The organism is Tundrisphaera lichenicola, assembly GCF_051175385.1.
In the GTDB taxonomy this organism is placed as follows: domain Bacteria; phylum Planctomycetota; class Planctomycetia; order Isosphaerales; family Isosphaeraceae; genus Tundrisphaera; species Tundrisphaera lichenicola.
Genome location: NZ_CP195106.1, coordinates 836603 through 860443, shown reverse-complemented (window position 1 = coordinate 860443; position 23841 = coordinate 836603). Strand labels below are relative to the sequence as shown.

Genomic DNA, 23841 nt, shown 5'->3' with positions numbered 1-23841 from the left:
CCGTGGTCCTCCGGGGAGTCTCCCGCCGTGAGCACCCTCCAACGCTTGACCGAGCGGGGACTCGTCAAGCCGCCTCGATGGCTGCCCGGCAACGTCCAGTACGAGACGATCATGGGCTCGACCGCCTATGACGTCTCAACAGACTCGAGTGATCTCGACCTGTATGGATGGGCCATCCCGCCGAAGGACGATATTTTCCCCCATCTTCGCGGGGAGATCCCCGGCTTCGGGAATCCGGCCGGACGTTTCGAGCAATATCAGGAGCACCACGTCCAGGACCGGGACGCCCTGGCCGGGCACGGTCGGACATGCGATCTGACCATCTTCGGCGTCGTCAAATTCTTCGCGCTGGCGATGGAAAACAACCCGAACATCATCGACTCGCTCTTCACGCCGACGACTTGCGTCCTGTATAGCACGAAGGTCGGCCATCTCGTCCGGGAAAACCGCAGGTTGTTCCTGCACAAGGGAGCCTGGTCGAAGTTCAAGGGATATGCCTACTCGCAGTTGCACAAGATCGCCATCAAACAACCGCAGGGCAAGCGGGCCACACTGGTCGCCGAACACGGCTATGACACCAAGTTCGCCTACCATGTCGTCAGGCTGATCGGCGAAGTGGAGCAGATCCTCACGGAGGGCGACGTCGACCTCCAGCGTGACAACGAACGACTCAAGGCGATCCGCCGTGGCGAGTGGACCGAGCAGAGGCTCCGAACCTGGTTCGCCGAAAAGGAGTCGCAACTGGAGCGGGCATACGCCGAGAGCAAGTTGAGGCCAAACCCGGACGAGGAATGGATCAAGGCCCTGCTCCTGGACGTCCTCGAAGAGCATTATGGGAGCCTGGCTGACTGCGTCGTGGACCCCAACCGGGCGGTCGTCGCCCTGCGGAACATCCAGGCCGAACTGGACCGGGTGAAGGACCTGCTGTGAAAGGGGACGGGATGATGGACATCGCGTCTCGGTTGATGGAAGAAGTCCGCCAACATCCCTACCCGCTGGTGTTCGCCACGATCAGCGGGGCGCACCTCTACGGGTTCCCCTCGCCCGACTCGGACTACGATCTGCGGGGCTGTCACGTCCTGCCCGTGCAGGAGGTTGTCGGCCTCGACGTGGGCCGGGAGACGATCGAGTCGTCGAAAGACGAGGAAGGGCTGGAACTCGATCTGGTCACGCACGACGCACGGAAGTTCTTCGGCCTGCTCCTCAGGAAGAACGGCTACGTGCTGGAGCAGTTATACTCGCCGCTGGTGGTCCACACGACGCCCGAGCATGAGGAGTTGAAGGCCATCGCCGAGGGGTGCATCACCCGCCATCACTCCTACCATTACTTCGGCTTCGCCGAGACTCAGTGGAGGCTCTTCGAGAAGGAAAGCCCCAGGCGGGTCAAACCGCTGCTCTACACCTACCGGGTCCTGCTCACGGGAATCCACCTGATGCGTACGGGCGAGGTCGAGGCGAACCTCGTGCATCTGAACCGGGAGGCCCGGCTCGGCCAGGTGGATGACCTGATCGCCCGGAAGCTGGAGGGTCCGGAGAAGTCGACCCTAGACGCTGATGATTTCGACTTCCACCGACGGGAATACGACCGGCTGAGGGCGGAACTCGAAGCGGCCCATGTCGCCAGCACACTGCCCGAGGTGCCGAACGCCAGACCGGCCCTGAATGACTTGCTAATCCGCCTCAGGATGCATGTCTTGTAGGGCTGGCCCTGTCGCGAGCCTGATCTCGGCAGGGCCAGCCCTACGAGACTAGCTTTCGGTCTGGTCCTCCATCGCCCAATTTCTCCCGCTTGACCTCGCCGCTTCACCTTGACGATTTCCGGGCAACGGGTTACACAGAGGCGTCTCCCTCGAAGGATTCGAGGGACTTCCGCCCGCCTCGGGCGACCGACAAGGAGTGTCCGCCGATGAGCGATTCGAGCCAACCTCTGGCCGTGCCGGCCCTCGACCTGAAGGCGCAATACCAGACCATCCGCGACGAGATCGAGCCGGTGGTCCGGCAGGTCCTGGAAAGCCAGTACTTCATCCTCGGCCCGGAGGTCTCCAGCTTCGAGGCCGAGGCCGCCGCCTATTGCGAGGCCAGGCACGCCGTCGGCTGCTCGTCGGGCTCCGATGCCCTCCTCCTGCCGCTCCTGGCGATCGACCTCCAGCCGGGGGACGAGGTCATCACCTCCCCCTACTCGTTCTTCGCGACCGCCGGGGCGATCTGGCGGACGGGCGCCCGCCCGGTCTTCGTCGACATCGACCCCGAGACCTATAACATCGACCCGGCCCGGATCGAGGCCGCGATCACCCCGAAGACCAGGGCGATCATCCCGGTCCACCTCTACGGCCAGGCCGCCGACATGGACCCGATCAACGCGATCGCCCGGAAGCACAAGCTGTTCGTCCTGGAAGACGCCGCCCAGGCCATCGGCGCGGGATATCACGGGAAGAGGGCGGGGACGCTCGGCGACGCCGCCGCGTTCAGCTTCTACCCCTCGAAGAACCTCGGCGGATTCGGCGATGCCGGGATGGTCACGACCAATGATACGCCCCTGGGCCAGAAGGTCGCCCGGCTCCGGGTCCACGGGATGGAGCCGAAGTACCACCACCACGAGGTCGGATACAACGCCCGGATCGACGCCCTCCAGGCCGCGATCCTCCGCGTGAAGCTCCGCCACCTCGACGACTGGACCGCCGGTCGCCGCGACGTCGCCGACCGATATAGCCGGCTCTTCGGGGAGCAAGGACTGGGCGAGGTCGCCACGCTCCCGACCGAGAAGTCGGGGAACTTCCACGTCTACAACCAGTTCGTGATCCGCGTGCCCGCCGATGCCCGCGACCCGCTCCGCGCCCACCTGGCCGATAACAAGGTCGGCAGCGAGATCTACTACCCGATCCCGCTCCACCTCCAAACCTGCTTCGCCTCGCTCGGCCACAAGCCCGGAGACTTCCCCGAGGCCGAGGCCGCCGCCGCCGAGACCATCGCCCTGCCGATGTACCCCGAGCTGACCGACCAGGCCCTGGCCCACGTCGTCGGCTCGATCGCCAGGTTCTTCGACGCCCAGACCCTCCTGCCCTTCGGCCGTCGGCGCAACGTCGCCTGATTCCGAACCCAAGAGAAACGAGGACGGGACGGCCGGATCTCATTCTTGCCCGAGATCCGGCCGTCCCGTTTCCCATGCGCGGGTCGAGTCGAAAAAAATATCACCGCATTCGGGAGGAAAACGTCTCGCTTTCCCATCAATCGAGCGGATTGATGCCGGGAAGCCTCGCACTTTGAGGCATCCGGGCCGCAGGGCTCCGACTCCGGCCAGGATCGGAGATGATTCGGCCCTGGGGCCAGAACTGGGCTCGCGATTTGCCAGATCGTCAAAAGTTTCTTCAACCGGGAATATCGGGATCCGACACCACACGAGTGAACATCAAGCCATCGCACTCTCGACGAGGAATACCGAGATGATCTTCCGAGTTTACGACGAGGACCTGATGTACGTGATCGAGGCCCCCGAAGGCTCGAAGGTCCTCGCCCGGGATGAGGACGCCGACGAATTGGCCCTCTTCGAGATCCTGCCCGGCGGGTCGACCGTGGAGCGGCGGCTCCCCGGTTCGGTCATCCTGAAGGCCGCCCGTCGCGGGTTCCTGGGCCTGAAGATCCGGGAGGTGCGAGAACCCTGGCCGCACCCGGAAGTCGAGGGGGAGTGCACCTCGGAAGGATCGAGCGATTGCGAGAGGCCGGATCGATCACCGGCCCCTCGGAAAGCCTGAGGCTCATCGAGCGAGGATCAACCTCCCGTCGGGATCCCGGCCGGTTCCACCTCGACCGCCTGTCGAGGCCACCGGATCGGCACGAGGGCTCGGAGCCGAGGTTCCCGGAGCCAGAGGCCGCCCCAGACCATCGCGCCGACGAGGCCCGGAAACACCATCGGGAAGACCGGGCCGCCCATCCGGACGTGGGTCCAGGTCGCCCCGCCGAGATAACCCGTCACCAGGATGGCCCCCAGGATCGAAGTCGGCGGGATGGCGTAAAGCAGCGAGATCGCGATCAGGACGGCCCCGAGGCCGGGGATGACGCGCTCGGGGATCTCCAGCGGTGCGCAGGCTTCCATGACCGGGGCCGCCTGCATCACCTTCCCGACGCCATCGAGGATCAGGAAGAGGGCCGCGAGCGCCGAGAGGATCCGGCCCGCCCAGCTTGATGCCTTCGAATTCGACTTCATTTTTCGACGCTCATCCTTTCGCTTTCGAGACGGAACCCCCGATCGGCGACGAGTCGCCGAGTTCGGGCAGGCCGGGCAACTCCACGACGGGCCGGACCTCGACCGTCCCGACTCGGGCTCCCGGGATCCTCGACGCGATCTCGATCGCCTCGTCGAGGTCGCCGGCTTCGACCAGGAAGTAGCCCCCGAGTTGCTCGCGAGTCTCGGCGAATGGGCCGTCGGTGACGACTCGCTTCCCCTCGCGGATCCGGACCGAGGTCGCGGTGGCGACCGGCTGCAAGGGGGAGGCCCCCCGGAAGATCCCTCGCTCGTGCAGCTCGCGAGTCAGCTCGGTCGACTCGACGTAGCAATGCTCGCGCTCCTCCTCGGACCACGCGTCCTCGGCGCCGTAAACGAGCAGCATGTACTTCATCGTCGATCTCCTGGGGAATCCTCGACCGGTCACTCGGCCCGACGATGGGCCGCCTTCATGAACGAATTCCACCGGCCCTCGTCGTCCTGGAATCGCGAACTCAGGACCCAGTGGTCATCATCGATCACCTCGATGATGTCCTGATACTTGGCCATGGCGTCGGGGGAGGAGAACGAGGGGCCTTCGGAGTCGAGCGTGAGGACCTTCCGGTCGTCGTCGAGCGACCCGGCGTAAGGCCAGAGATACGTCATCATCGAGGCGATGAAGGTCCCGACGAAGCGGCCGGCGCGGGGGTCGTAGCCCAGCGTGATGACCGAGCTCATGGTCCCGCCGTCGGGCATCTCCCCCTCCCCCTCGCCCATGACCCAGAGCCCGCCCAGCGACCGGAACGTGACCTTGCCCGTCGAAGTGATCGGAGGCTGGTCCGGCCCCATGTTGCATTCGGACTCGGAGACCCAACGGCCCACCAATCGGTCGAGCCATTTGTGTTCCGCGCAGGGTTCTTCATGCATCGCTCACTCCTCGTCAAGTTCGAGACCTGTCCGATCCTGATCCACCGGCCGTTCAAGGGGGGACGACTCAACTCGACCGGGCGGCGGCCAATTCGCTGATCTGCTGATCGACCGGGCGGATCTCGAATGGCCCGAACCGGACCCCGGGATGTCGAGACATGAGCTGGATGGCGTGATTCAGGTCGCGAGCCTCGAAGATCATGAACCCGCCGAGTTGTTCCTTCGTCTCGGCGAAAGGACCATCGGTGACGATGACTTCCTTCCCCCGAGCCCGGAGCGTCGCGCCATTCTTGATGCCCTGGAGCGCCTCGCCCCCCAGGATGTGCCCGCCCTTCCGAAGCTCGGCATCGTAGGCGAAACACTCCTCCATCATCGACTTGCGTTCATCCTCGGACATCGCGTCCCACTTCGACTCATCCATGTATCCCAGGCAGACGAATTTCATGGTTCCCTCCGGTTCGCCCTCAGGTCGATATGCGTTCCGATCCGTAGTCGTCCGGCGAATCCGAAGATCGACATCGTCCCGGAAATAATCAGCCCAGTTCTCTGAGCCGGCGATCGAGGAACCGCCGCTCCGGTTCCTGACGGGCCAGGGTCAGGGCCCGCCGGTACGATTCCCCGGCCTCGGCCGTCCTGCCCAGCCGTCGGCAGAAATCGGCCCGGGCCGCGTGGGCCAGGTGGTAGTCGGCCAGGTCGCCGCGCCCCAGGATCGCGTCGACCCGCTCCAGCCCGGCGAGCGGCCCATCTCGCATCGCCACCGCCACCGCCCGGTTCAGCTCGACGATCGGCGAAGATTCGGCCCTCGCGAGGAGGTCGTAGAGGGCGACCATCCTCGACCAATCCGTCTCGGCTGGGCTCGGGGCCTGGGCATGCACCGACGCAATCGCGGCCTGGATCGTATAGGCCCCGAAATCGCCCGAGGCGAGCGCCCGCTCGACCAGACCCCGGCCTTCCTCGATCATCCCGAGATCCCAGAGCGAGCGATCCTGATCCTCCAGGAGCACCACGTCGCCGTCGGCCGACGCGCGGGCCGAGCGTCGGGATTCCTGGAGGAGCATCAGAGCAAGCAGCCCCATCACCTCCGGGTCGGGCAACAGTTCCAAGAGGAGACGACCCAGCCGGATCGCCTCTTCCGAGAGGTCATGCCGGGTCAAGCTCTCGCCCGAAGATGCGGAGTATCCCTCGTTGAACACGAGGTAGATGACCGCCAGCACCGAGTCGAGCCGCTCGGGCAAGTCGGCCATCGTGGGCACCTGATAGGGGATCTTCGCGTCGCGGATCTTCGCCTTCCCGCGCACGATCCGCTGGGCGATCGTCGATGGCGTGCCCAGGAAGGCGCAGGCGATCTCCTCGGTCGTCAGGCCGCAGACCTCCCTCAAGGTCAGGGCGATCTGCGTGCTCGACGGCAAGGCGGGATGGCAACAGGTGAAGATGAGCCGGAGCCGGTCGTCCTCGACATCCTCATCAACTCCCCCCGGATCGGTCGATCCTTCCTCGAATCCGGCGGCCAGCACCGCGAGCGAGGCATCAAACCGGACCCGGCGGCGGACCACGTCGATCGCCTTGAAGCGACCCGCCGAGACCAGCCAGGCCCGGGGATTCGTCGGCATCCCGTCGCGGGCCCATTGCTCGAGGGCCGCCGCAAAGGCTTCGTGCATCGCCTCTTCGGCGAGGTCGAAGTCGCCGACCAGGCGGATCAAGGTAGCGAAAACCCGGCGCGACTCCGCTCGATAGAGGGCGTCCACCCGCTCTCGAATCCCTCCGACCGTCGCCTGTTCCATGACTCGATTATCCCCGACCCGGCCTAACCCTCACCGTTCGCGGGGTAGTGTAATCTTGTCGAGTCCCCCAGGAAAGACAAAACCTCACAATCCAGGCCCGAACATCCCAACTTCGGGAGGTATCGATGCGAATCTCGGACGAATCCGCTCAATCCGGCCAGTCTTCCGAGAGGATCCTTCGGATCGGACCGTCCTTCGAATCCATGTCGCCGCAGAACATCCGGAGGTGCTCGGGCACGCCTTCGTAGGCCTCGCGCAGGGTCTCGCGTCGTTCCCGACTCGGATCCGACTCGTAAGCAAGGTGGGCGTCGATGCATCGACGGATCGCGCCGGGGCGACCGTTCAACTGATCTAGGAGGTCGAAAGCTTCGCGGGTCCGTTCCCCCGGCCGGATCGACCAGTATCCCTTGTCGGCCCGGAAGCGACCCAGGCCGTCCAGGATCACCCAGGCCCCCGACGGCGCCGACAAACGGAGCCGACGCTCCTTGAACATCCGCGCGACGGCCTCGACGGGCAAGAGTTCATTCGCGGAGCCGAGTTGCGACAGGCCGTCGGCATAGATCAACCAGGGGCGGAGCCGGTATCCGCACTCGACCACTTCCAGGACGGGCAGCTCCGCCCCCGGGATCTCGTCGCCAGACGGGGAGACGCGATAAGGTTTGGAGTCAGCCAGGCCAAGTTTGGCATAGCGCAGTTCGCCCCTGACCTCGGTATCCGACCCCTCCATGTCGAGCAGCCCCTCCATCGTCGGGTTCAGCTCGCGCAGCGCCTCCGTCACCTCGCGTTCGAGATCCTCGGGGCTCCGATCCCACTCCGCCGCTCCGACGCGGGCCGAGCCGAGGTTGTGGATGCTGAGTTCACTGCCGACGGCAGCCCTCGGCACGACCCAGCCTCGCGCGAGCTTGTCTCGAAAGAGCGGCAGATCAACGAAGCCCCAGCAGTTGATCGCGCCGTCCGCGAAGACGTCGATCGTCGAGAGGAAGTAGACATCGCAATTGTGGATGAACGCCGGGATGGCCTTGCCGTGAGACTTCGGGGCCGGCTTCGTCCGGAAGATCCGCCAGCTCGGCTGCGGGCGGTCGATCATCGCCAGCCATCGGGCGTCGAGCTTGCTTCGGGCCTGATGGAGACGCTCGACAAGGTCTCCGGGCCTGGCATCCGGATCGGACTCATTCAGGGCGACTTCCCACCGGAGGAAGAGGCCCCGAGGGTCCGATCGAGACTCCAGCCAGTCGGCGTAGGCCAGGCGAAGGGGATTATCCTCCGGTCGAGCGATCAGTGCGCGGAGGAAATCCAGGTCGTCGGTCATGGCCCGAACCTCGCCCACCCAATTCCTCGCCGCTTCACCCCCAACCGCCCCGAAGATAGTATGTCAAGAACTTGCGGCTATGCCAGACTCGCCGATTTCGATTCGGCATGGGATCCGAGATGATGGGCAAGCCCGAAGCTCCAAGCGCGAGCCGGGTGACGATGCAACGGGAGTTCTCATGCCACGACCGACTTTCTCGACGGTGCCTCGTCGATCCTCGATCTTCCACCGCCTCGCGGCGATGGCGGCACTGGGCCTTGTGCTGTTCGGCCCATCGTCCGAGGCTGCGGACGATCCCCCGATTCGACCCAACATCATCTATTTCCTGGTCGATGACCTCGGCTGGGGCGACGTGGGCTGGCACGGCAGCGAGATCCGGACGCCCCAACTCGACAAGCTCGCGGCGGCCGGGGCCAAGCTCGAGCAATTCTACGTCCAGCCGGTCTGCTCGCCGACCCGCGCCGCCCTGATGACCGGCCGCTACCCGATGCGTCACGGCCTCCAGGTCGGAGTGGTCCGCCCCTGGGCCCAGTATGGCCTGCCGCTGGAGGAGCGGACGCTCCCGCAGGCGCTCAAGGAGGCGGGATACGAGACGGCGATCTGCGGCAAGTGGCACCTCGGCCACTTTCGGCCCGAGTACCTTCCGACACATCGAGGCTTCGATCATCAGTACGGCCACTACAACGGGGCCCTCGATTACTTCACCCACGTCCGAGACGGGGGGTTCGACTGGCATCGCGATGACCGCGAGAACCACGACGAGGGATACAGCACCCAGCTCCTGGCCCGCGAGGCCGCCCGCCGGATCGAGTCTCGCGACCGTTCACGCCCCATGTTCCTTTACGTCCCTTTCAACGGCATCCATGCCCCGCATCAGGTCCCCGAGAGCTACAAAACGCCCTACGCCGGCCTCAAGGAGCCGCGTCGGACCTATGCCGGGATGCTCGCGGCGGTGGACGAGGCCGTGGGCCAGATCGTCGAGGCGGTCGACCGGGCCGGGCTTCGCAAGGACACGCTCTTCCTCTTCTCCAGCGACAACGGCGGGCCCAATCCGGGCAAAGTCACCAGCAACGGCCCGCTCCGGGGCGCGAAGGGCACGCTCTACGAAGGGGGAGTCCGCGTCCCGGCCTCGGCGACCTGGGAGGGTCACATCAAGCCCGGCTCGGTAATCCAGGCCCCCTTGCACGCGGTCGACTGGTATCCGACCCTGCTGGGCCTGGCCGGAGCCTCGACCAGCCAAACCTTGCCGCTCGACGGACGCGACGCCTGGCCCGCGATCATCGAGGGGGCGCCCTCGCCGCATGACGCGATCCTGCTGAATACCTCTCCCCGGTCCGGTGCCATCCGGGTCGGAGAGTGGAAACTGATCATCCACGCGGCGGGGATCGACGATGGGGATGAGGTCCAGGCCGCCGAGAGGAGCGAGCCCGAAACCGAGCCCTCCACCAAGATCGATAGCATGAAAGCGGAGTTGTTCCACCTCGCCGACGACCCGAACGAGCGTCACGACCTGGCGAAGTCGAACCCGGGGAAGGTGGCCGAGCTCCGCGCACGCTACTCCGAATTCGCCCGCCAGGCCATCCCGCCCAAGGCCGCTCCAAAGCCGCCCGGTTTCCGGTCACCCCGGGTCTGGGGCGAGCCGGATTGAGGCCAACGGAAACCAAACCAGCACATGAATTCCTTTAATCGATTCTTACGCGACATCAAAGGGAGCATCGTGGCCGCAGGCTTCCTGATAGCCTGGGATGGTGCGTTTAGCGCATCATTCCTCATGTCATTGCTCGTCTGTCCGATATGGTTTCTTGTCAGTCTCCTGCACAGTCCCATCGAACGCCCCGGATGGGGTCTCGCCCTCGTCAGGGTTGCTATTCCCGCGTTAACATTTGGGATTGTTTACATCAACAACACCGTCCAACTCGGGGTCGCCGAGTCGAACGCTCGGCGAGTCGTGGCGGCTTGCATGGCCTATCACGCCGCTAACGATAAGTTCCCCAAGAAGCTTGATGAACTCGTGCCCCAATATCTGACTTCCGTGCCCTGTGCAAAATACTGCCTGGGTCCGTCGAGCCTCTTCTCCTATCACAATCTCGGATCCCCCATGCTCTACTGGCAAGTTGTTCCACCGTACTACCGGAAAATTTACAACTTCGATACACGGAGTTGGAGCTACCTCGATTAGGAGGCGGAGAACAGGAAATCAGGTCGGGTCTCCCAATGGGAAAATCGGTGTCAGCAGCCCGACACCGATGATCCGCTCCCGATCGCAACCGTTTGGAGCAACCACGTGGCAAAGAATCTTGCAAATTAGACCGCTCCGGGACGCTCGCAAACGGCGGCTCGCCGATCCGGTACACGATATGGACGTCTCCCTCATCGATCTCGATCCGTTTGACCAGCGTCCGGATGATCTCGCGCCGAGTCCCCCACGAGGCCGATTCCAAACCGTCTCGCACTCGACTCGCATACCGCTCGAAACTCTCAAGGATCGTCCCCAGGCCCTCTTCGCGAGTGATCCGCTCCGAGATGGCCGACGCCTCCGAATCCAACTCGGATAACCGCTGGCGGGCACGAGAATACCGCGGCTCGAATTCCCCCTTCTCCAGGTCACCTTCCTGATACAGGTCCAACATCCGAGAGATCCCACGCTTGACCCGTTGGACCTCCTTGGCGATCGCCTCGAGGCGTCGCGGTTCCGGCGCTGGGACCTGACTCTTCTGACGCTCGAACTCGTGTCGGATCCGATCGGGGTCGCCCAGCAACGCTGCGACATCCTCCCAGACGGCCGCGTCGAGCCACTCCATCCGAGCCGGCGTGTTCTCGCAGATCCGCACGCCTCCCCAGCGAAATCGGTCGGTTCCCGTGCAGAAGTAATAGCCGTACGAGCGCCGCTCACCATCACCCTTCAGCCGGTTCTGAATCTTACCGATATAAGCATATCCACACTTCAAACACACCGTCAGGCCCTGAAGCAGGAACCGTACACCGGGCTCGCTCCGGCGCCGTCGGGCCTTGTTCTCCGCCAGCTTCTCCTGCACCACTTCGAACATCTCAGCGGGCACGATCGCCGGTACGGCCACAGGGATCTGTGTGGCGGCCGGTGTCGTCGTGATCGAACGGGCACGACGCGGATACTCGAGCCTCCCATGGCCGGGGCGCAGGGGCGGCCTGTACTCGCCGACTTTGGATTTGCCATAGAGCGCCTCGCCTTTGTAGGCGGTATCCCTGAGCATGTCCCAGACCGACGTGGGATCCCAACCCGGTCTCCCGCTCCGCCTCAAGACACCTTCACGATTCAGACGCTCGCAGATCTGATTCAGTGAGTAATCTTCCCTCCCATACCACTCGAAGATTGTCGTGACGACCTGGGCCTCGGACGCGATGACCTCGAACCTCGCCACACCATGACCCTCTCGCTTGCTGATGTAGCGATACCCGTAGGGAGCCTTGCTGAAGACACTGACCGAGCCGTTGCGAGCCGCGTGCATCTTCCCACGCCGGCTCCTCTCGAGGATCTTGGCCCGCTCATATTCGGCGATCATCCCCTGCACTTGGAGCAGCAGTTGCTCCTCCGGCTTATCGCCGATCTCGTGATTGAGGAAGACGACCTCGATTCCACAACGCTGGAACTCCTCGACGAGGAGGATCTGATACGCATATTTGCGAGCCAGGCGATCGGGCGAGTGGACGTAGAGGCGATCGATCAGGCCGGCGGATGCTTGATCGCGGAGACGTTCCAGGGCGGGCCGGACCAGCACGGCCCCGCTCTGCCCCTCATCGAGGAAGCGCAACGAATCGTCCACATCGAGCCCATCCTCGCGGACTCGCCCCGTGAGGGCTTCGACCTGGCTGCCGATGGTGTGCTCCTGGGCCTGCTGATCCGACGAGACGCGGGCATAAATCGCGGCCCGGATTGTGGCCTCATCCATGGTGATGACCCCCCGGAAGAGATGCGTCGCGCTCGCCGGGTGCGGGTCGACGGTCGGCCGGATGATCCGCCGTCGAATCGGGGCGGGGGTCCGAATGGGACGCCGCATTCACCAGGCGATAAGCCGTCGCGAGCAATTGATCCCGCAAACGTGAAGGTTGAAAGCTATGACGAACTTTCAAGACGGGCCGAGGACGACGGATACCGGGAGCCATGGCTGCCCCCATCGGGCCGTCATCCCCGGATGATACCGGCGCGTCCGCGAGGCTCAGCCTGGCTGACGGCCCCGGCCAGGGCGATCTCGAAGACTTGCCCTGGGAATGGTAGTCTCGAGGTTGAGCAGCGAGTTTGCAAGATTGTTGGCCACGTTACCCGGTTGCCGGGCGGGGATGGCACCCGCTGAGGATCACCAATCGATCACAGCGCACAATCGGTCTAAACTCGTGGATCCTCGCAAACGGCCGGACGACCAAACAACCCTCTCGTCGATTTTGATGGTGTCGATTGCAAGTTTGAGCCGATTCGGTTAGAGAACCGCTCGTACGGATGCACTCCACAGGAAGGGAGTCGGGACCGATGCCTAGCGCGGAGCGTCTGGGGCGGAGGGCCGCCTGCCATTGCGTATGCCTTCTCGCGATCCTTGTCATCAACGGTTGCGCCTCTTACCATCCGACCCGGAGCGGCTATCTCAGCGACTATTCGCAGCTTCAAAAGGACCCGTTCCACCTCAACTATGGCCTCGGTCTGGAACGGAACCAGGCTCGAAATGCGAGCCCGGCCGAGGCCGCCCGGGTCGATTCTTATTACATCGAGCCCGTGCAATGGCTGGTCTCCGAGTCGAGCCGAGGGTCGGGCAACCTCAATCGCCGCCAGATGTTGATATCAGCCTTGCAAGATCAGTTGCGGGAACAGCTTGGGACGCTCAAGCCGGTCGTCGACCAGCCCGGGCCGAATACCGCGAGGGTCCGCGCGGCGATAACCGACGTCAAGCTCTCCCGGCCGATCCTGAACGCGGCGATGCTGGCGACGGTGATCGCGCCGGTCTTCATCGGCCCGATCTTCAACGGAGGCGGGTTCGTCGAGGCCGAGGTGATCGGTCCCGATGGCCGGCAGCTCTCGGCCATTTCGTGCGCCTCGGGCGGCGGCGTGCTCGACGTTACGGGTTACTACCTCAAAGGGGGCCACGCCCGTAAGGCCATGCGCCGGGCGGCGAAAGAGCTCCGCGAGACCCTCGGTCCGAAGCCCTGAACGGAGGGGAACTCCGAGCAGAAAAGCGGACATTCCAATTTCTCCTTCACCAAAGCATAAATAGCCATGCGTTACTTTTACGACCGTTCGATGGCGAAGGCGTCGGCATCCCCGCTCCTGTGGTCGCTGCCGGAATAGTTGAATTTCCGCATATTAAAATATGAAATTCAACACTAACGTACTCATGGCGTCGGAAGGCGATGGACGATCAGCCGGACCCGAGGGTGGAGTCGATCCGATAGTCCCTCCGAAGGGAATACATTCGGTAGACCCCAGTAGATCCGGCCCGAGTCGTGACCGATGTGGGAAGGCTTGGTTGCCCCGTCGGACGACTCCCGCGTAGCCGCCCCAAGACCGCTGAAGGATGAATTGCTCAGACAGAGCGAGCCACAAATCAATCCTAGATTGCGATCGGCTTGTTCATGTGGTTCGCGTGTAGCCCGAAGGGCGGCATACCGACCAATTCCCCCTAATTGAGCCAACACTAATAACTTAGGGCCAGGACGCACTGAATTCAAGTCGAACTCCTCGCCCATAATCTCCCCGGGGCATCCGTGGTGTCCAAAAAGTCGGATCTCCCCGAAAACACGCAATTCGACGGCATTTTCTCTCCTCCAATGAGCCCGGTTACATTTCTAGATGATCTCGGAATTTGAGAAATTTATAGTGGATTATTGAAACTTTGCATGATAGGATCATCACCGCTCCCACCTCCTATTTCTATTTAAGGCGGAAAATTATGACGAAGCGATCGGTTTTTTGCCGGCCTGCCCTCGCGCGCGCTTTTACTTTGATCGAGCTGCTCGTGGTAATCGCGATCATCGCAGTGCTGATTGCGCTGCTTTTGCCCGCCGTCCAGGCGGCACGCGAAGCGGCCCGTCGTACCCAGTGCGTCAACAATTTCAAGCAACTCGGCCTGGCGATGCACAACTACCATGACAGTTTGGGGGGATTCCCGATCGGTCGAATGGGCAGCGGATATAATTACGCCCCCCAGCCGGGACAGCGTCGGACCTGGGCGTTCAGCATCCTGCCTTACCTCGAGCAAGGCAACGTATTCAACGCCATCAATTTCAGCCTGCAATTCTACGAGTCGGCGAATACCACGGTCATTCGACTCCAGGTCGCTTCGTTCCAGTGCCCCAGCGACTCGCCGAGCATCCAGGAACCCGACACCCCCTATCCGCGAGGCAAGAGCAGCTTCGCGGCAAACTGGGGCAATACGCACTTCGCCCAGAACGACCCCGCCCTGAGCGGAATGGGCTATCCCAATCCCTGGAACACCGGGCCGATGCTGTTGCAAGGTGCCCCGAACGGCCTCATGTTCACCGGCGCACCGTTCAAGGGGAACGTATCGACCAGCATTCGCGACATGACCGACGGGACGAGCAACTCGATCCTGTGCGGCGAGGTCATCATGGGATATAACGCGGCCGGCGGCGTAGCCTACGATCACCGGGGCGACGTTTTTAACGATGACCTGAACTGCACGATGTTCATGACCTACACCACCCCCAATTCCAAGGTCCCTGATGGGTTGGGAGGCGATGCCCAGGGACGCCCCTGGTGCTCCTATGGATTGGGCCCCAACGTGCCGCCCTGCAACGGCGTCACGCCGGCCTTCAATGCTTCGCGGAGTCGCCATCCCGGCGGCGTGAACACACTCATGGGGGACGGCAGCGTCCGATTCACGAAAGACACGATCAATATCATCACCTGGCGATCGATCGGTAGCCCCAACGGCGGCGAGGTCATCAGCGCCGACTCGATGTGAGCCCGACCGGGACGCGTCCCGATGAGCCCGCGCCGGAGAGCAATTGCCTCCGGCGCGTCGAGCATCGCCGCGATTTTAGCAACCGATCCCGACGCCGAAAATCCTAGGCCTCTCCGGTCGATCGAGCAGAAATCGACACCACACCGAGACCTTCCAGGAATAGACATGTCTAGAATGCTACGTCTCGTGCTCGTCTTTGCGGTGGCCGGATCACCCTGCGTAGCCCTGACGGGTTGCGGGGAGGAAAAGCCCATTGTCACGCCTCCTCCGACGGTGGCGGCCGGGAAGAAGGATCCTGGTCCTCCCACGGCCTTTTCCGTAAAGCCGGCTAAGCCGGCCAAGCGCCGATGATCAAAGAGCCATACCGATCCGACGGTCGAGCAAATTAGCCTCGATTGTCGGAATTGGGCCGGGTCCGCACTCCATTGAATGTGATGGGCTGGGAGGGATTCGATCCGATGCCGGGCAACTCTCCTCTCGGATCAGAACAGGGGCTAATTTATGCCCCGGATGTAGGTTCATTGACCGAGAAGCTCGTCAACATCGGCGACGGATTGAAGCGTTTCGCGACCACCGCCTCGGAAGAAGATCGGAATACAATTCGAGCCGAGATCCGTCGGCAAGCCAAGGAACTGGAGGCCCAAGCGACTCTCCCACCCGAGCACGCCGCGACGCGATCTTCACCGCTTATGCGATGATCCAGCGAGCCGTCCGGACCGAACGATGGGAGCGGATCGCCTATCCCCGGATCATCAAGACCCACCTCTTCGACTCGGAAACCGACCCCGGCGAGAGGCACGACCTTGCCCTCGACGCTGCAAGTACAAGACCCGGGCCGGCGACACCATACCGCTAATCACCGACCAGCCCAATCCCGAAGACTTCGACACCGGCCAGGCCCTTGATTCGCCCTCCTGGCCGCAAATAAAAGCGCAGCGAAAGGCCGCCCGGCAAGGTTGCCAGACGGCCTTTAAAAACAACCCACTATCCGATGCGATCCGGCTCAGGCCACCCGACGGAGCCGACGACGGAAGGCGGCCAGGCCGGTGATTCCCGCGATCCCGCAGAGGGCGAGCGAGGAGGGCTCGGGGACCGCGGCCGAGGGGTTGAAGGCGACGTTGTCGAACTCGAAGGCGTAGCTGCCGCTGGTCGCCACGACCTTGGTGAAGGCCTCGGTCGAGTTGATGTTCACGTAGTAGGTCCCGTTCACGCCCTGGTTGCCGTTGGCGGCGGCGGTCACGTCGAGGCCGGTGATCGTCCCGAGCAGCTGATTCGAGGAGTCGTAGAAGCTCAGGCTGTTGTAGGAATCGACCGAACCCCAGAGCATGCCGAAGTACTTCTGCGGGCCGGGGAGCGAGAGGGTGACCGAGCCGACGCCGGTGGAGAGGTAGGTGGTCATGTCCGGCCCGGAGACGGTCGGGTCGCCGAAGGGCGCGCCGTTGCTATTCGAGAGGAACGGGGCGGCATAGAGGCCCGAGACGGCCCCTTGGACGGCCTGGCCGTCCCCGGTGAACGACACGGTGACACCGCCACTGACTCCACCCGCGTTACCCAGGCTCAGATTATCGAAATTGACATAATTCACACCGGTCGGAGCCCCGCCAACCGCGGCGTCGATGGTGAACGAGGCCCGAGCATCATTGCCGGAGCAGAAGGCTAAGAGCGTGGCGGCGATGGACGCAAGGCCGAAGAAGCGACGGTTCATCTGTGGTGACTCTTAAGGGGGGATAGCCTGGCACGTCGAGGGCCGCTGGGAGTTCACTCGCCAGTCACGTCAGCCCCACGGTTAGACATCCTCACCGAGCCACCGGATTAAGCCCATGCATGTGTGATGCTTGAATCACATGCGATGTTTTAAGCGAACGATTCCGGTTATTTAAATCCACGAGATGCTTGCCGTCACCGGAGATGATGATCGGAGATTCGGGGCACGATCGATCTGGTCAACAAGCGTCACGTCCGGGATCTGCCAGCGTCCCCGTCCACTCGATCCGGGGGAGCCCGAAGGAGATGAGGGCAGTGAGGTAGTCATGACCCGATTCCGCGTCAAATCTGGCGGTTTCGGTGGGCTACGCACTCGGTATCAAGCGTGAAAGCCCGTCTCGACCGAGGGGACCCGGCCCATCTCCCCGAATCCTGTGCGGAGCCAGGAAAGCTCCGATGGGAAGAACCCACATCCGGCGATACTGTCCTGGAAGGTCGCGAGCGAGGGCGTTACCCTGCTACGCCCTGGGCAAACTCGAGAGGAGGGGAGATCGAAGGCATTCGATCGGGGAAGGCTTGGTTCGAGCCGTACTCAGCGTCGGCTCGCGGGGAGCGGGGAGATCCGCGAGCCGGGGTACGATCGGCACGTAGGGCGGGTCGGTTGGGTTCGTTTTTCCCGGGAAGTTTGAGCCGGCGGGCTACGCCGGCCTTGGGTTCGTTTTTCCGGGAGGAACTCCTCGGGGCGATCCGGGGGTTATCCGGACACGCCCCTCGCTCGAACGATTTAGGGTGCCGGGACGGGAGGGGCCATCCCAAAACCGCCCATCGCCTGTTCCAGGCCGAGGCCGATGACGTAACCCACTGCGGCGACTCCAAATCCGACGAGGAACATGTCCCGCCCGCTGGCCCAGAGGCCCCGGCCGGTGAAGACGCTCCGGGCGGCCCCGACCCCGAAGTGGGCCAGCATGCTGATGGTGAGGGAAATCCAGATCGCCCATTGGGAGGAGGTGATCAGGAACGGAAGGATGGGGATGATCGCCCCGATCGCGGTGGCCAGGCCGGTCACGAGTCCGTCGCGGAGCGGGGGGACGGCGGGGTCGCCGATGTCGAGTTCCTCGCGGACCTTAGCGGCGAGGGCCTTCTCGGGGTCGGCCATGATCGCGGCGGCGATCGACCGGGCCTGGTCGGCGGGGATGCCCTTGGCCTCGTAGATCAGGGCGAGTTCTTCCTGCTCGATCTCGGGCATGAGGCGGATCTCGGACCGCTCCATCTCGATGTCGTGATCGTGGACCTCGGCCTGGCTCTTGGCGGCGAGGTAGCCGCTCGCCCCCATCGAGAGGGCGTCGGCGACCGCCCCGGCGATCCCGGAGATGACCACGAAATGCGCCGGGGCGCTGGCCCCGATCACCCCGGCCACGAGCCCGAAGTTGGCCGTCAGGCCGTCGTTGAAGCCGTAGACGACGCTCCGGAGATAGCCCCCGGCCTCGGTCGAATGCCAGGGCTCGTTGGGTCGGCCCAGGACGTGGGCCAGTTCCTGCGCGTGCTTGGCGGAGTCGGCCGCGAGGGTCGAGGCGGCGTCGGAAGTCGAGGGGTCGGTGGTCTCCCTGGCCAGCTTGAGATAGGCAGCGACCTCGCGCCCTTCCTCGGCCAGGATCATCGGCAGGACCGCGCCTGGCCCGAGTCGCCGGGCGACCCAGGCGGTCAGGCGAGCCCTGCGGGTCGGCTTCCGGTCGGTCGAGACCCGGCCTCCCTGCTCGGCCAGGACCTGCTCCCAGCGCTCGACGTGCTTGTCCTCGACCGCCGCCAGCCTCTGGAACAGGTCGCGACGCCTCTCGTCGGGCTCGACCGCCGCCAGCTCCCGGTAGAGGAATGCGGCGTCGATCTCCTCGGAGAGATAATGGCCGACGAGGCCGTCGGTCGTTGCATGGCTCAAGGCTGGGCTCCTGGACTCGATCGGGCGGACCTCGCTAGGTCGGGTACAGGCCTTATTCTAGCGAATCGGCCAACCAGATGTCGCGATCTCCAGCCCAAGCCGCAACCTTCAACGCCGCTGGCCTTCCATGAACCGACTCAGGCGGAGTTGGGCCGGCTCCCATTCGCCCCCCCTGGTCTCCTCGATGATCGCTTCAAGATCCTTCGAGGCCGGCTCGGGGAGCTTGTCGGCCTCTCGGAGCTTGACCAGACGCCCCCGGCAGTCCTCGACCAGCCGGGGATCCCGGAGACTGACCGCGGTGTACAGGGCGTCGACGGTCTGGAAGGCCTCGCGATCCACCCCGATCTGCGGTGGTCCCCAGCAGCCTCCCAGGAACAGGCAAACGACCGCCCAGGCCCCGGACCGCCTGGTTTTGGGCTCAGTAGTCACCACCGACCACCTCCCCGCTATTCCGGGTCGAAAGTGCGACCCAGGTGTAAGGATAAATGGTCTTTTTGATGAACCGGACCGAGCCATCACCCATCAGGACATTGCAGCCCTCGCCATCCTCGGAGTACATCTCGTCGGTGTGGCCGAACGGGTGATTCGGGGCGTGGATGACCACCTGGGGGTGGTCGTGGACGTCGGGCCCGCTGTGGGCTCCGACCAGATCTCCCCCGCTGTTGGGTTCGGAGGGCCAGCCCGGCTTGGGCCAGACCGAGGCGAAGGGGACCACGCCCACCCAGGTGCAATCGGCCAGCTTCGAGGTCCGCTCGCCCAGGAAGATCGTGTTGGAAAGCCCGTCGACCACGGTCGAAACCCGGGTCCGTGAGTTCCGGTAGAACGGGCCGTTGATCGCATGGCCGGGGGTCCCGGCGACCGGCTCGATCACGTCGAAGTCCGAGGAATAAGCGGTAGGGCGGCCCCAGGGCTGGTTCACCCCGGCGTTGGTCACGTAGTGGCTGTGAGCAAACCGGATCTCGGGCGAGAACTCGCCTGCGTTGTCCGGGCTGTTGGAGTCTCCATTGCCGTAGCGATGGAGCGAGAATCCGTCGCTACCCCCCGTGGCCGAAGGGCAAATGAAGACCGAGAGCTTAATCCGAGCCCCGGTGGAATTATCCGGCGCCCAACAAGCGATATTGAAGTTGAAGCTCGAATGAACCGGCGACTGCTCCAGGAACGGCAGGATCAAGGTGCCCCAGGCAAAGCCCGGCAGCGTGTTCATGTTCCCGTCCGGATAGCTCACGCCGAAGGCCGAGCCCGACACCTTGGGATTGCCCACATAAGCGGGCGGATACGACCCGATCGTCGACTCGTAATTCGCCAGGGCCAGGCCCATCTGCTTCAGGTTGTTCACGCACTGGACCCGCCGAGCCGCCGCCCGGGCCGACTGGACCGCCGGCAAGAGGAGGCTCACCAGGACCCCGATGATCGCGATCACGACCAACAGCTCGATCAGCGTGAAACCCTTGATCCTCCCGGGAGTGATCCTTCGTCGATGACCCTTCATGAAAGATCCTTTCCAAGAACATCTCCAATCGTCCTGGAATGGAATCTAAACGATGTGTTAGGGCTTTGCAACCGCTAATTTTGGTTAACCTAAAAAACATCCATGGCCGATCATCGAGATCTTTTAGCCGGGACCAACGAACGACGGGCGACCATTGCGGGTCGCCCGTTCGTCGAGTTTCCAGTTTTCGGAAAGGCTAGGATTGGTTCAGGGAGCGTAGGTCCGGCTAGAGCCTTCCTCATCAAAGATCCGGCGGGCTTCGGCGACCTGATTATCGGGGACATTGGCCGAGACGAAGATCCCGCCGCTCTCGATCCCGGAGGCGTAGTGATGGGCCTCCTCCTCGGGGATACCGGCCCCGATCAGCCCACCGATCAGGCCACCGGAGGCCGCGCCGATGCCGGCGCCGGTGAGGGCGGCGGCGATGGGCCCGCCGATCAGGAATGTGCCGAGACCGGGGAGGAGGACGGTGCTGCCGACCAAAGCGATGCCGACCAGGGCACCGACGCCCGCCCCGGAGACGGCCCCGGCGGTGGCCCCCTCGGCGCTCAGATCATTGGTGTCGGTCGCCTCGGAGATCTCGGCGGCCTCGCGGACGTCCTTCATGGCAATGCTAATCGAGTGACGATCGACGCCCGAGCTGATCAGCCGATGGATGGCCTGCTCGGCGGATTCACGCTGGTTGAACAATCCAACTACGGTGTGCATCTGAGATCCTCCGTTCGAGTCGAGAGCAGGCCAGGTAAGCCGCCTCTATCCTTATCTCGTCGCGTGATCGCGGCGAGTGATCGGGAGAACATAAAGGCAAACTCTGCGCCAATCTCCCGGAGGATCCGCGGATCGAGATCATCGAGGCGGAGTGTTGTCGGTCGCGGCGGGCTGGGGCGTGCCCTCCTTCACCTCGACCTTGGACTCGTTCGAGAGCCCGGCGAGGAAGGCCTCGACTCCGGCCCTGGCAACCTCGGCGTCCTGCTCGCCGGAGCCCCCTCCGACCCCGACGGCCCCGATGACCTGGCCATCGACGATGATCGGCACCCCGCCCTGGAGCGTGGTGATCCGGCCGCCCGAGGCGTTCTGGACGCTGAGGTTGAGGAGGACGTCGGGATCCTTGGCGCCGGTGGGGAGGGTGCCCGAGGCCTGGCGGAAGGTGGCGGCGGTGACGGCCTTGGTCATGGACGTGTTGACGCTCGCCGGCCTGGCCCCGTCCATCCGGGCGAAGGCCAGGAGGTGCCCGCCGTCGTCCACCGCCGCGATGTTCATCTTGTACCCCTTCTCGATCGCGTGGGCCTCGGCCCCGGCGATCGCCTTGCGGGCCCCGGCCAGGGTCAAGCGGACCTGCTGGCGGAGGATCAGGGGGGAGTTCGTCCCGGTGATCCCCACGGCCTCGAGGGTCGTTTGAGGTCGACGGGCCGGTCGAATCAGGGCCAGGGCCTCCTTCGCCGCCTGGACCCCTTCGGTCAGCCCGGCGTCGGGGCGTCCCTTGCCGAACTCCTTGCTAAACGTGTCGCGGATCGAGTTGAGCCTGGGGATTCCCAGTTCCTCGCGGAGCGCCCGGGGCGAAGCCAGCACGTCGATCTTCCGGTCCTTCTTAGAAATCAAGACATAAAGACCCTGGTGACCGAGCTGCTGGGCCTTCCGCTTCGCGAATTCGTCGATCCCCTCGCCTCCGAGGGATTCCACGGTCTCGATCGTGACGATCACGTCTTGATCCCGGGCGATCCCGGAGAGCTCCTGGGTCGCCTGGTTGACGGACTCCTTCCCGAACATCCCGGCGCCGTCGATCACGTAGTTGGGGCCCTGCCCCCGGGCCAATCCGGGAGCGGCCCCGATGGATAACAGGATCACGCAGGCAAGGGGCTTGAGCATTGGGCGCATGGGCGGGTCTCCTATCAAGCGATGGCCAGGATCGGGAATTCGTGAAGGGCTGGGCTCGCCCTGGCTCTCGACGGATCTCGGAGACGAGAGCCCGGCCCGATGGTCTTATTCGGTCCTCGTCCGACGATCTTCAACGGCCCAGTGTCGCCCGGAAGAACCCGGCGACATCCCCCTTGAGCTTCGCCAGGGAGGGGCCGTGGAGGTACATCATGTGGCCGGATTCGTATTCTTCGACCTTGATGTGATCTCGCTGAGAGGGGTCGAGCCCCATGTGGGCCAGGGTGTACTCGGCCGCCCGATAGGGAGTGGCCAGGTCGTAGTAACCGGAGGCGACCAGGACCTTGAGCGACGGGTTCTTGGCGAAGGCGTCCCGCAAGGCGCCGCTGGTGTCGGGGTAGCCCCGACCCGAAGGCCCCCAGTCCCAGTCGCCGACCCCCTCGCCGAGGATGAAATAGGGGAGATCGGAGGCGAACCCGAGGTCGGCCCGGATGTACTGGTTGAAGGTCGAGGTGTAGGCCGGTCGGATGGCCGAGTTGCTCGGGTCGTCCTCGGGGCGATCGGTCACGGCCTGTTCGTCGATCCCCACGAACCGGCTATCGAGCCGGCCGACCGTCCGGGCCCGGTCCCTCAGAAGCTCCTTGCGGAACCGGCTGGGATCGACCCGAAGATTGCTCCGATCGACGTAAACCGGGTCGAGCCCGGTGTACTTCGCCAGCCGGGCCGCGATCTCCTCCCGCTTCTCCTTCGAGAGCCGGTCGCCCTGCATCAGGGCCGTCGCGTAGTCCCCCTCGGCCCATTCGGCCGCCTCCCGGAGCGTGGCCCCCTGGTCGGCCTGAAGCTCCGGGGCCAGCTTCTTGTGATACCAGGCGGTCGCCGTGTAGGTCGGCAAGAACAGGGCATAGGGGATGTCGTTCCCCCTGGCCGGTTGGAGCGTCTGGAAGTTCAGGACGGTCGAGACCAGGACGATCCCATTCAGGGCGATCCCCCGGTCGACCAGGCGATCCGAGAGCCCGGCCGCCCGAGTGGTCCCGTAGCTCTCGCCGGCCACGAACAGGGGCGAGCCCCATCGCTCGAACCGGGTCAGGTAGAGCCGGATGAACTCGCCGACCGAGTCGAGATCGCCCTGCAATCCGTGGAACTTCTTGTTCAGCTCGGGCTTCACCGCACGGCTGTAGCCGGTCCCGACCGGGTCGATGAAGACGAGGTCCGACTCATCAAGCCAGGTCGACTCATTGTCGACCAGTCGGTAGGGAGGGGTCGGGAATTCGCCCCCATCGGGGAACTCAACCCGCTTCGGCCCCAGGGCCCCGAGGTGGAGCCAGACCGAGGCCGAGCCCGGCCCGCCGTTGAACGCGAAGGTCAGGGGTCGCCGGGACCGGTCGCCCGCGTCTTCCCGGGCATAGGCGATGAAGAAGATATGAGCCTCGACCTCGCCGGCCTCGCTCTTGATCGGCAGGAAGCCCGCCGTGGCCGTGTACTTGATCGGGCGGCCGCCGAGCGTCATCTCGTGCTTCGTGACGACGGGCTCGTCATTGACCCCGGCCGGCTTCGGCTTCGAATCGGAGGGCCTGGGCGAAGCCTCCTGCGGAGGGAGGGACGGGGCGATCAGGGCCGAGAGGATCGAGGCCAGCAGGAGGGTGTGCATCATGGGGGTACCGATCGGGATCTCGGGCGGATC

21 protein-coding genes are annotated in these 23841 nt (G+C 64.2%); 7 read left to right on the top strand and 14 right to left on the bottom strand.

The window, feature by feature from the left end; genetic code table 11:
- Positions 1 to 27: 27 nt before the first annotated feature.
- From P12x_RS03315 to P12x_RS03300, 4 genes are all read left to right on the top strand, one after another.
- Positions 28 to 930: a nucleotidyltransferase domain-containing protein gene (locus P12x_RS03315; protein WP_435009409.1), complete on the top strand. Its 903-nt coding sequence runs from the start codon at positions 28 to 30 to the stop codon at positions 928 to 930.
- 14 nt (positions 931 to 944) lie between these two features.
- The gene (locus P12x_RS03310; RefSeq protein ID WP_435011757.1) at positions 945 to 1700 is read left to right on the top strand and encodes a nucleotidyltransferase domain-containing protein; all 756 of its coding nucleotides are present in this window, start codon (positions 945 to 947) and stop codon (positions 1698 to 1700) included.
- Positions 1701 to 1906: 206 nt separating this feature from the next.
- Entirely contained in the window at positions 1907 to 3088 is a 1182-nt protein-coding gene (locus tag P12x_RS03305) for a DegT/DnrJ/EryC1/StrS family aminotransferase (protein ID WP_435009408.1), read from the top strand.
- 352 nt (positions 3089 to 3440) lie between these two features.
- A complete protein-coding gene (locus P12x_RS03300; protein ID WP_435009407.1) occupies positions 3441 to 3749 on the top strand; it encodes a hypothetical protein in 309 nt (102 codons plus the stop codon).
- Positions 3750 to 3766: 17 nt separating this feature from the next.
- On the opposite strand, the gene P12x_RS03295 is transcribed toward P12x_RS03300, so the two are convergent.
- From P12x_RS03295 to P12x_RS03270, 6 genes are all read right to left on the bottom strand, one after another.
- Positions 3767 to 4201: a DoxX family protein gene (locus P12x_RS03295; RefSeq protein WP_435009406.1), complete on the bottom strand. Its 435-nt coding sequence runs from the start codon at positions 4199 to 4201 to the stop codon at positions 3767 to 3769.
- 10 nt (positions 4202 to 4211) lie between these two features.
- Complete coding sequence (locus P12x_RS03290; RefSeq protein WP_435009405.1) at positions 4212 to 4613, bottom strand: YciI family protein; 402 nt, start codon at positions 4611 to 4613, stop codon at positions 4212 to 4214.
- Positions 4614 to 4642: 29 nt separating this feature from the next.
- Entirely contained in the window at positions 4643 to 5125 is a 483-nt protein-coding gene (locus P12x_RS03285) for a DUF1579 domain-containing protein (protein WP_435009404.1), read from the bottom strand.
- Positions 5126 to 5192: 67 nt separating this feature from the next.
- Positions 5193 to 5570, bottom strand: coding sequence for a YciI family protein (locus tag P12x_RS03280; RefSeq protein ID WP_435009403.1), 378 nt, complete (start codon positions 5568 to 5570; stop codon positions 5193 to 5195).
- A gap of 88 nt (positions 5571 to 5658) precedes the next feature.
- Positions 5659 to 6906 carry an RNA polymerase sigma factor gene (locus P12x_RS03275; protein ID WP_435009402.1) on the bottom strand — a complete coding sequence of 416 codons (1248 nt, stop codon included), beginning with the start codon at positions 6904 to 6906 and terminating at the stop codon, positions 5659 to 5661.
- A 148-nt stretch (positions 6907 to 7054) separates the two neighbouring features.
- Entirely contained in the window at positions 7055 to 8215 is a 1161-nt protein-coding gene (locus P12x_RS03270) for a DUF7638 domain-containing protein (protein WP_435009401.1), read from the bottom strand.
- A 178-nt stretch (positions 8216 to 8393) separates the two neighbouring features.
- On the opposite strand from P12x_RS03270, the gene P12x_RS03265 reads away from it, so the two are divergent.
- Positions 8394 to 9863 carry an arylsulfatase B gene (locus P12x_RS03265; protein ID WP_435009400.1) on the top strand — a complete coding sequence of 490 codons (1470 nt, stop codon included), beginning with the start codon at positions 8394 to 8396 and terminating at the stop codon, positions 9861 to 9863.
- A gap of 328 nt (positions 9864 to 10191) precedes the next feature.
- Here P12x_RS03265 and P12x_RS03260 read toward each other — a convergent pair whose 3' ends face one another.
- Positions 10192 to 12141 (bottom strand): recombinase family protein, encoded by a 1950-nt coding sequence (locus tag P12x_RS03260; protein WP_435009399.1) that lies wholly within the window; start codon positions 12139 to 12141, stop codon positions 10192 to 10194.
- 575 nt (positions 12142 to 12716) lie between these two features.
- Between P12x_RS03260 and P12x_RS03255 the strand changes: the two genes are divergently transcribed.
- Complete coding sequence (locus P12x_RS03255; RefSeq protein ID WP_435009398.1) at positions 12717 to 13388, top strand: DUF3313 domain-containing protein; 672 nt, start codon at positions 12717 to 12719, stop codon at positions 13386 to 13388.
- Positions 13389 to 14127: 739 nt separating this feature from the next.
- Positions 14128 to 15162, top strand: coding sequence for a DUF1559 domain-containing protein (locus P12x_RS03250; protein ID WP_435009397.1), 1035 nt, complete (start codon positions 14128 to 14130; stop codon positions 15160 to 15162).
- A gap of 1003 nt (positions 15163 to 16165) precedes the next feature.
- On the opposite strand, the gene P12x_RS03245 is transcribed toward P12x_RS03250, so the two are convergent.
- From P12x_RS03245 to P12x_RS03215, 7 genes are all read right to left on the bottom strand, one after another.
- Positions 16166 to 16867, bottom strand: a complete 702-nt coding sequence (locus P12x_RS03245; RefSeq protein ID WP_435009396.1) for an Npun_F0296 family exosortase-dependent surface protein — start codon at positions 16865 to 16867, stop codon at positions 16166 to 16168.
- A gap of 783 nt (positions 16868 to 17650) precedes the next feature.
- Positions 17651 to 18799, bottom strand: a complete 1149-nt coding sequence (locus P12x_RS03240; protein WP_435009395.1) for a VIT1/CCC1 transporter family protein — start codon at positions 18797 to 18799, stop codon at positions 17651 to 17653.
- Positions 18800 to 18907: 108 nt separating this feature from the next.
- Complete coding sequence (locus P12x_RS03235; protein ID WP_435009394.1) at positions 18908 to 19228, bottom strand: hypothetical protein; 321 nt, start codon at positions 19226 to 19228, stop codon at positions 18908 to 18910.
- A complete protein-coding gene (locus P12x_RS03230) occupies positions 19218 to 20288 on the bottom strand; it encodes a DUF1559 domain-containing protein (protein WP_435009393.1) in 1071 nt (356 codons plus the stop codon). Before P12x_RS03230 ends, P12x_RS03235 begins: the two co-directional genes overlap by 11 nt.
- Before the next feature lie 207 nt (positions 20289 to 20495).
- Positions 20496 to 20996: a general stress protein gene (locus P12x_RS03225; RefSeq protein WP_435009392.1), complete on the bottom strand. Its 501-nt coding sequence runs from the start codon at positions 20994 to 20996 to the stop codon at positions 20496 to 20498.
- 138 nt (positions 20997 to 21134) lie between these two features.
- On the bottom strand, positions 21135 to 22163 hold the full coding sequence (locus tag P12x_RS03220) for a heme-binding protein (RefSeq protein WP_435009391.1): 1029 nt from the start codon (positions 22161 to 22163) through the stop codon (positions 21135 to 21137).
- Between the two features lie 130 nt (positions 22164 to 22293).
- Positions 22294 to 23811, bottom strand: coding sequence for a S10 family peptidase (locus tag P12x_RS03215; RefSeq protein ID WP_435009390.1), 1518 nt, complete (start codon positions 23809 to 23811; stop codon positions 22294 to 22296).
- Positions 23812 to 23841: the final 30 nt, after the last annotated feature.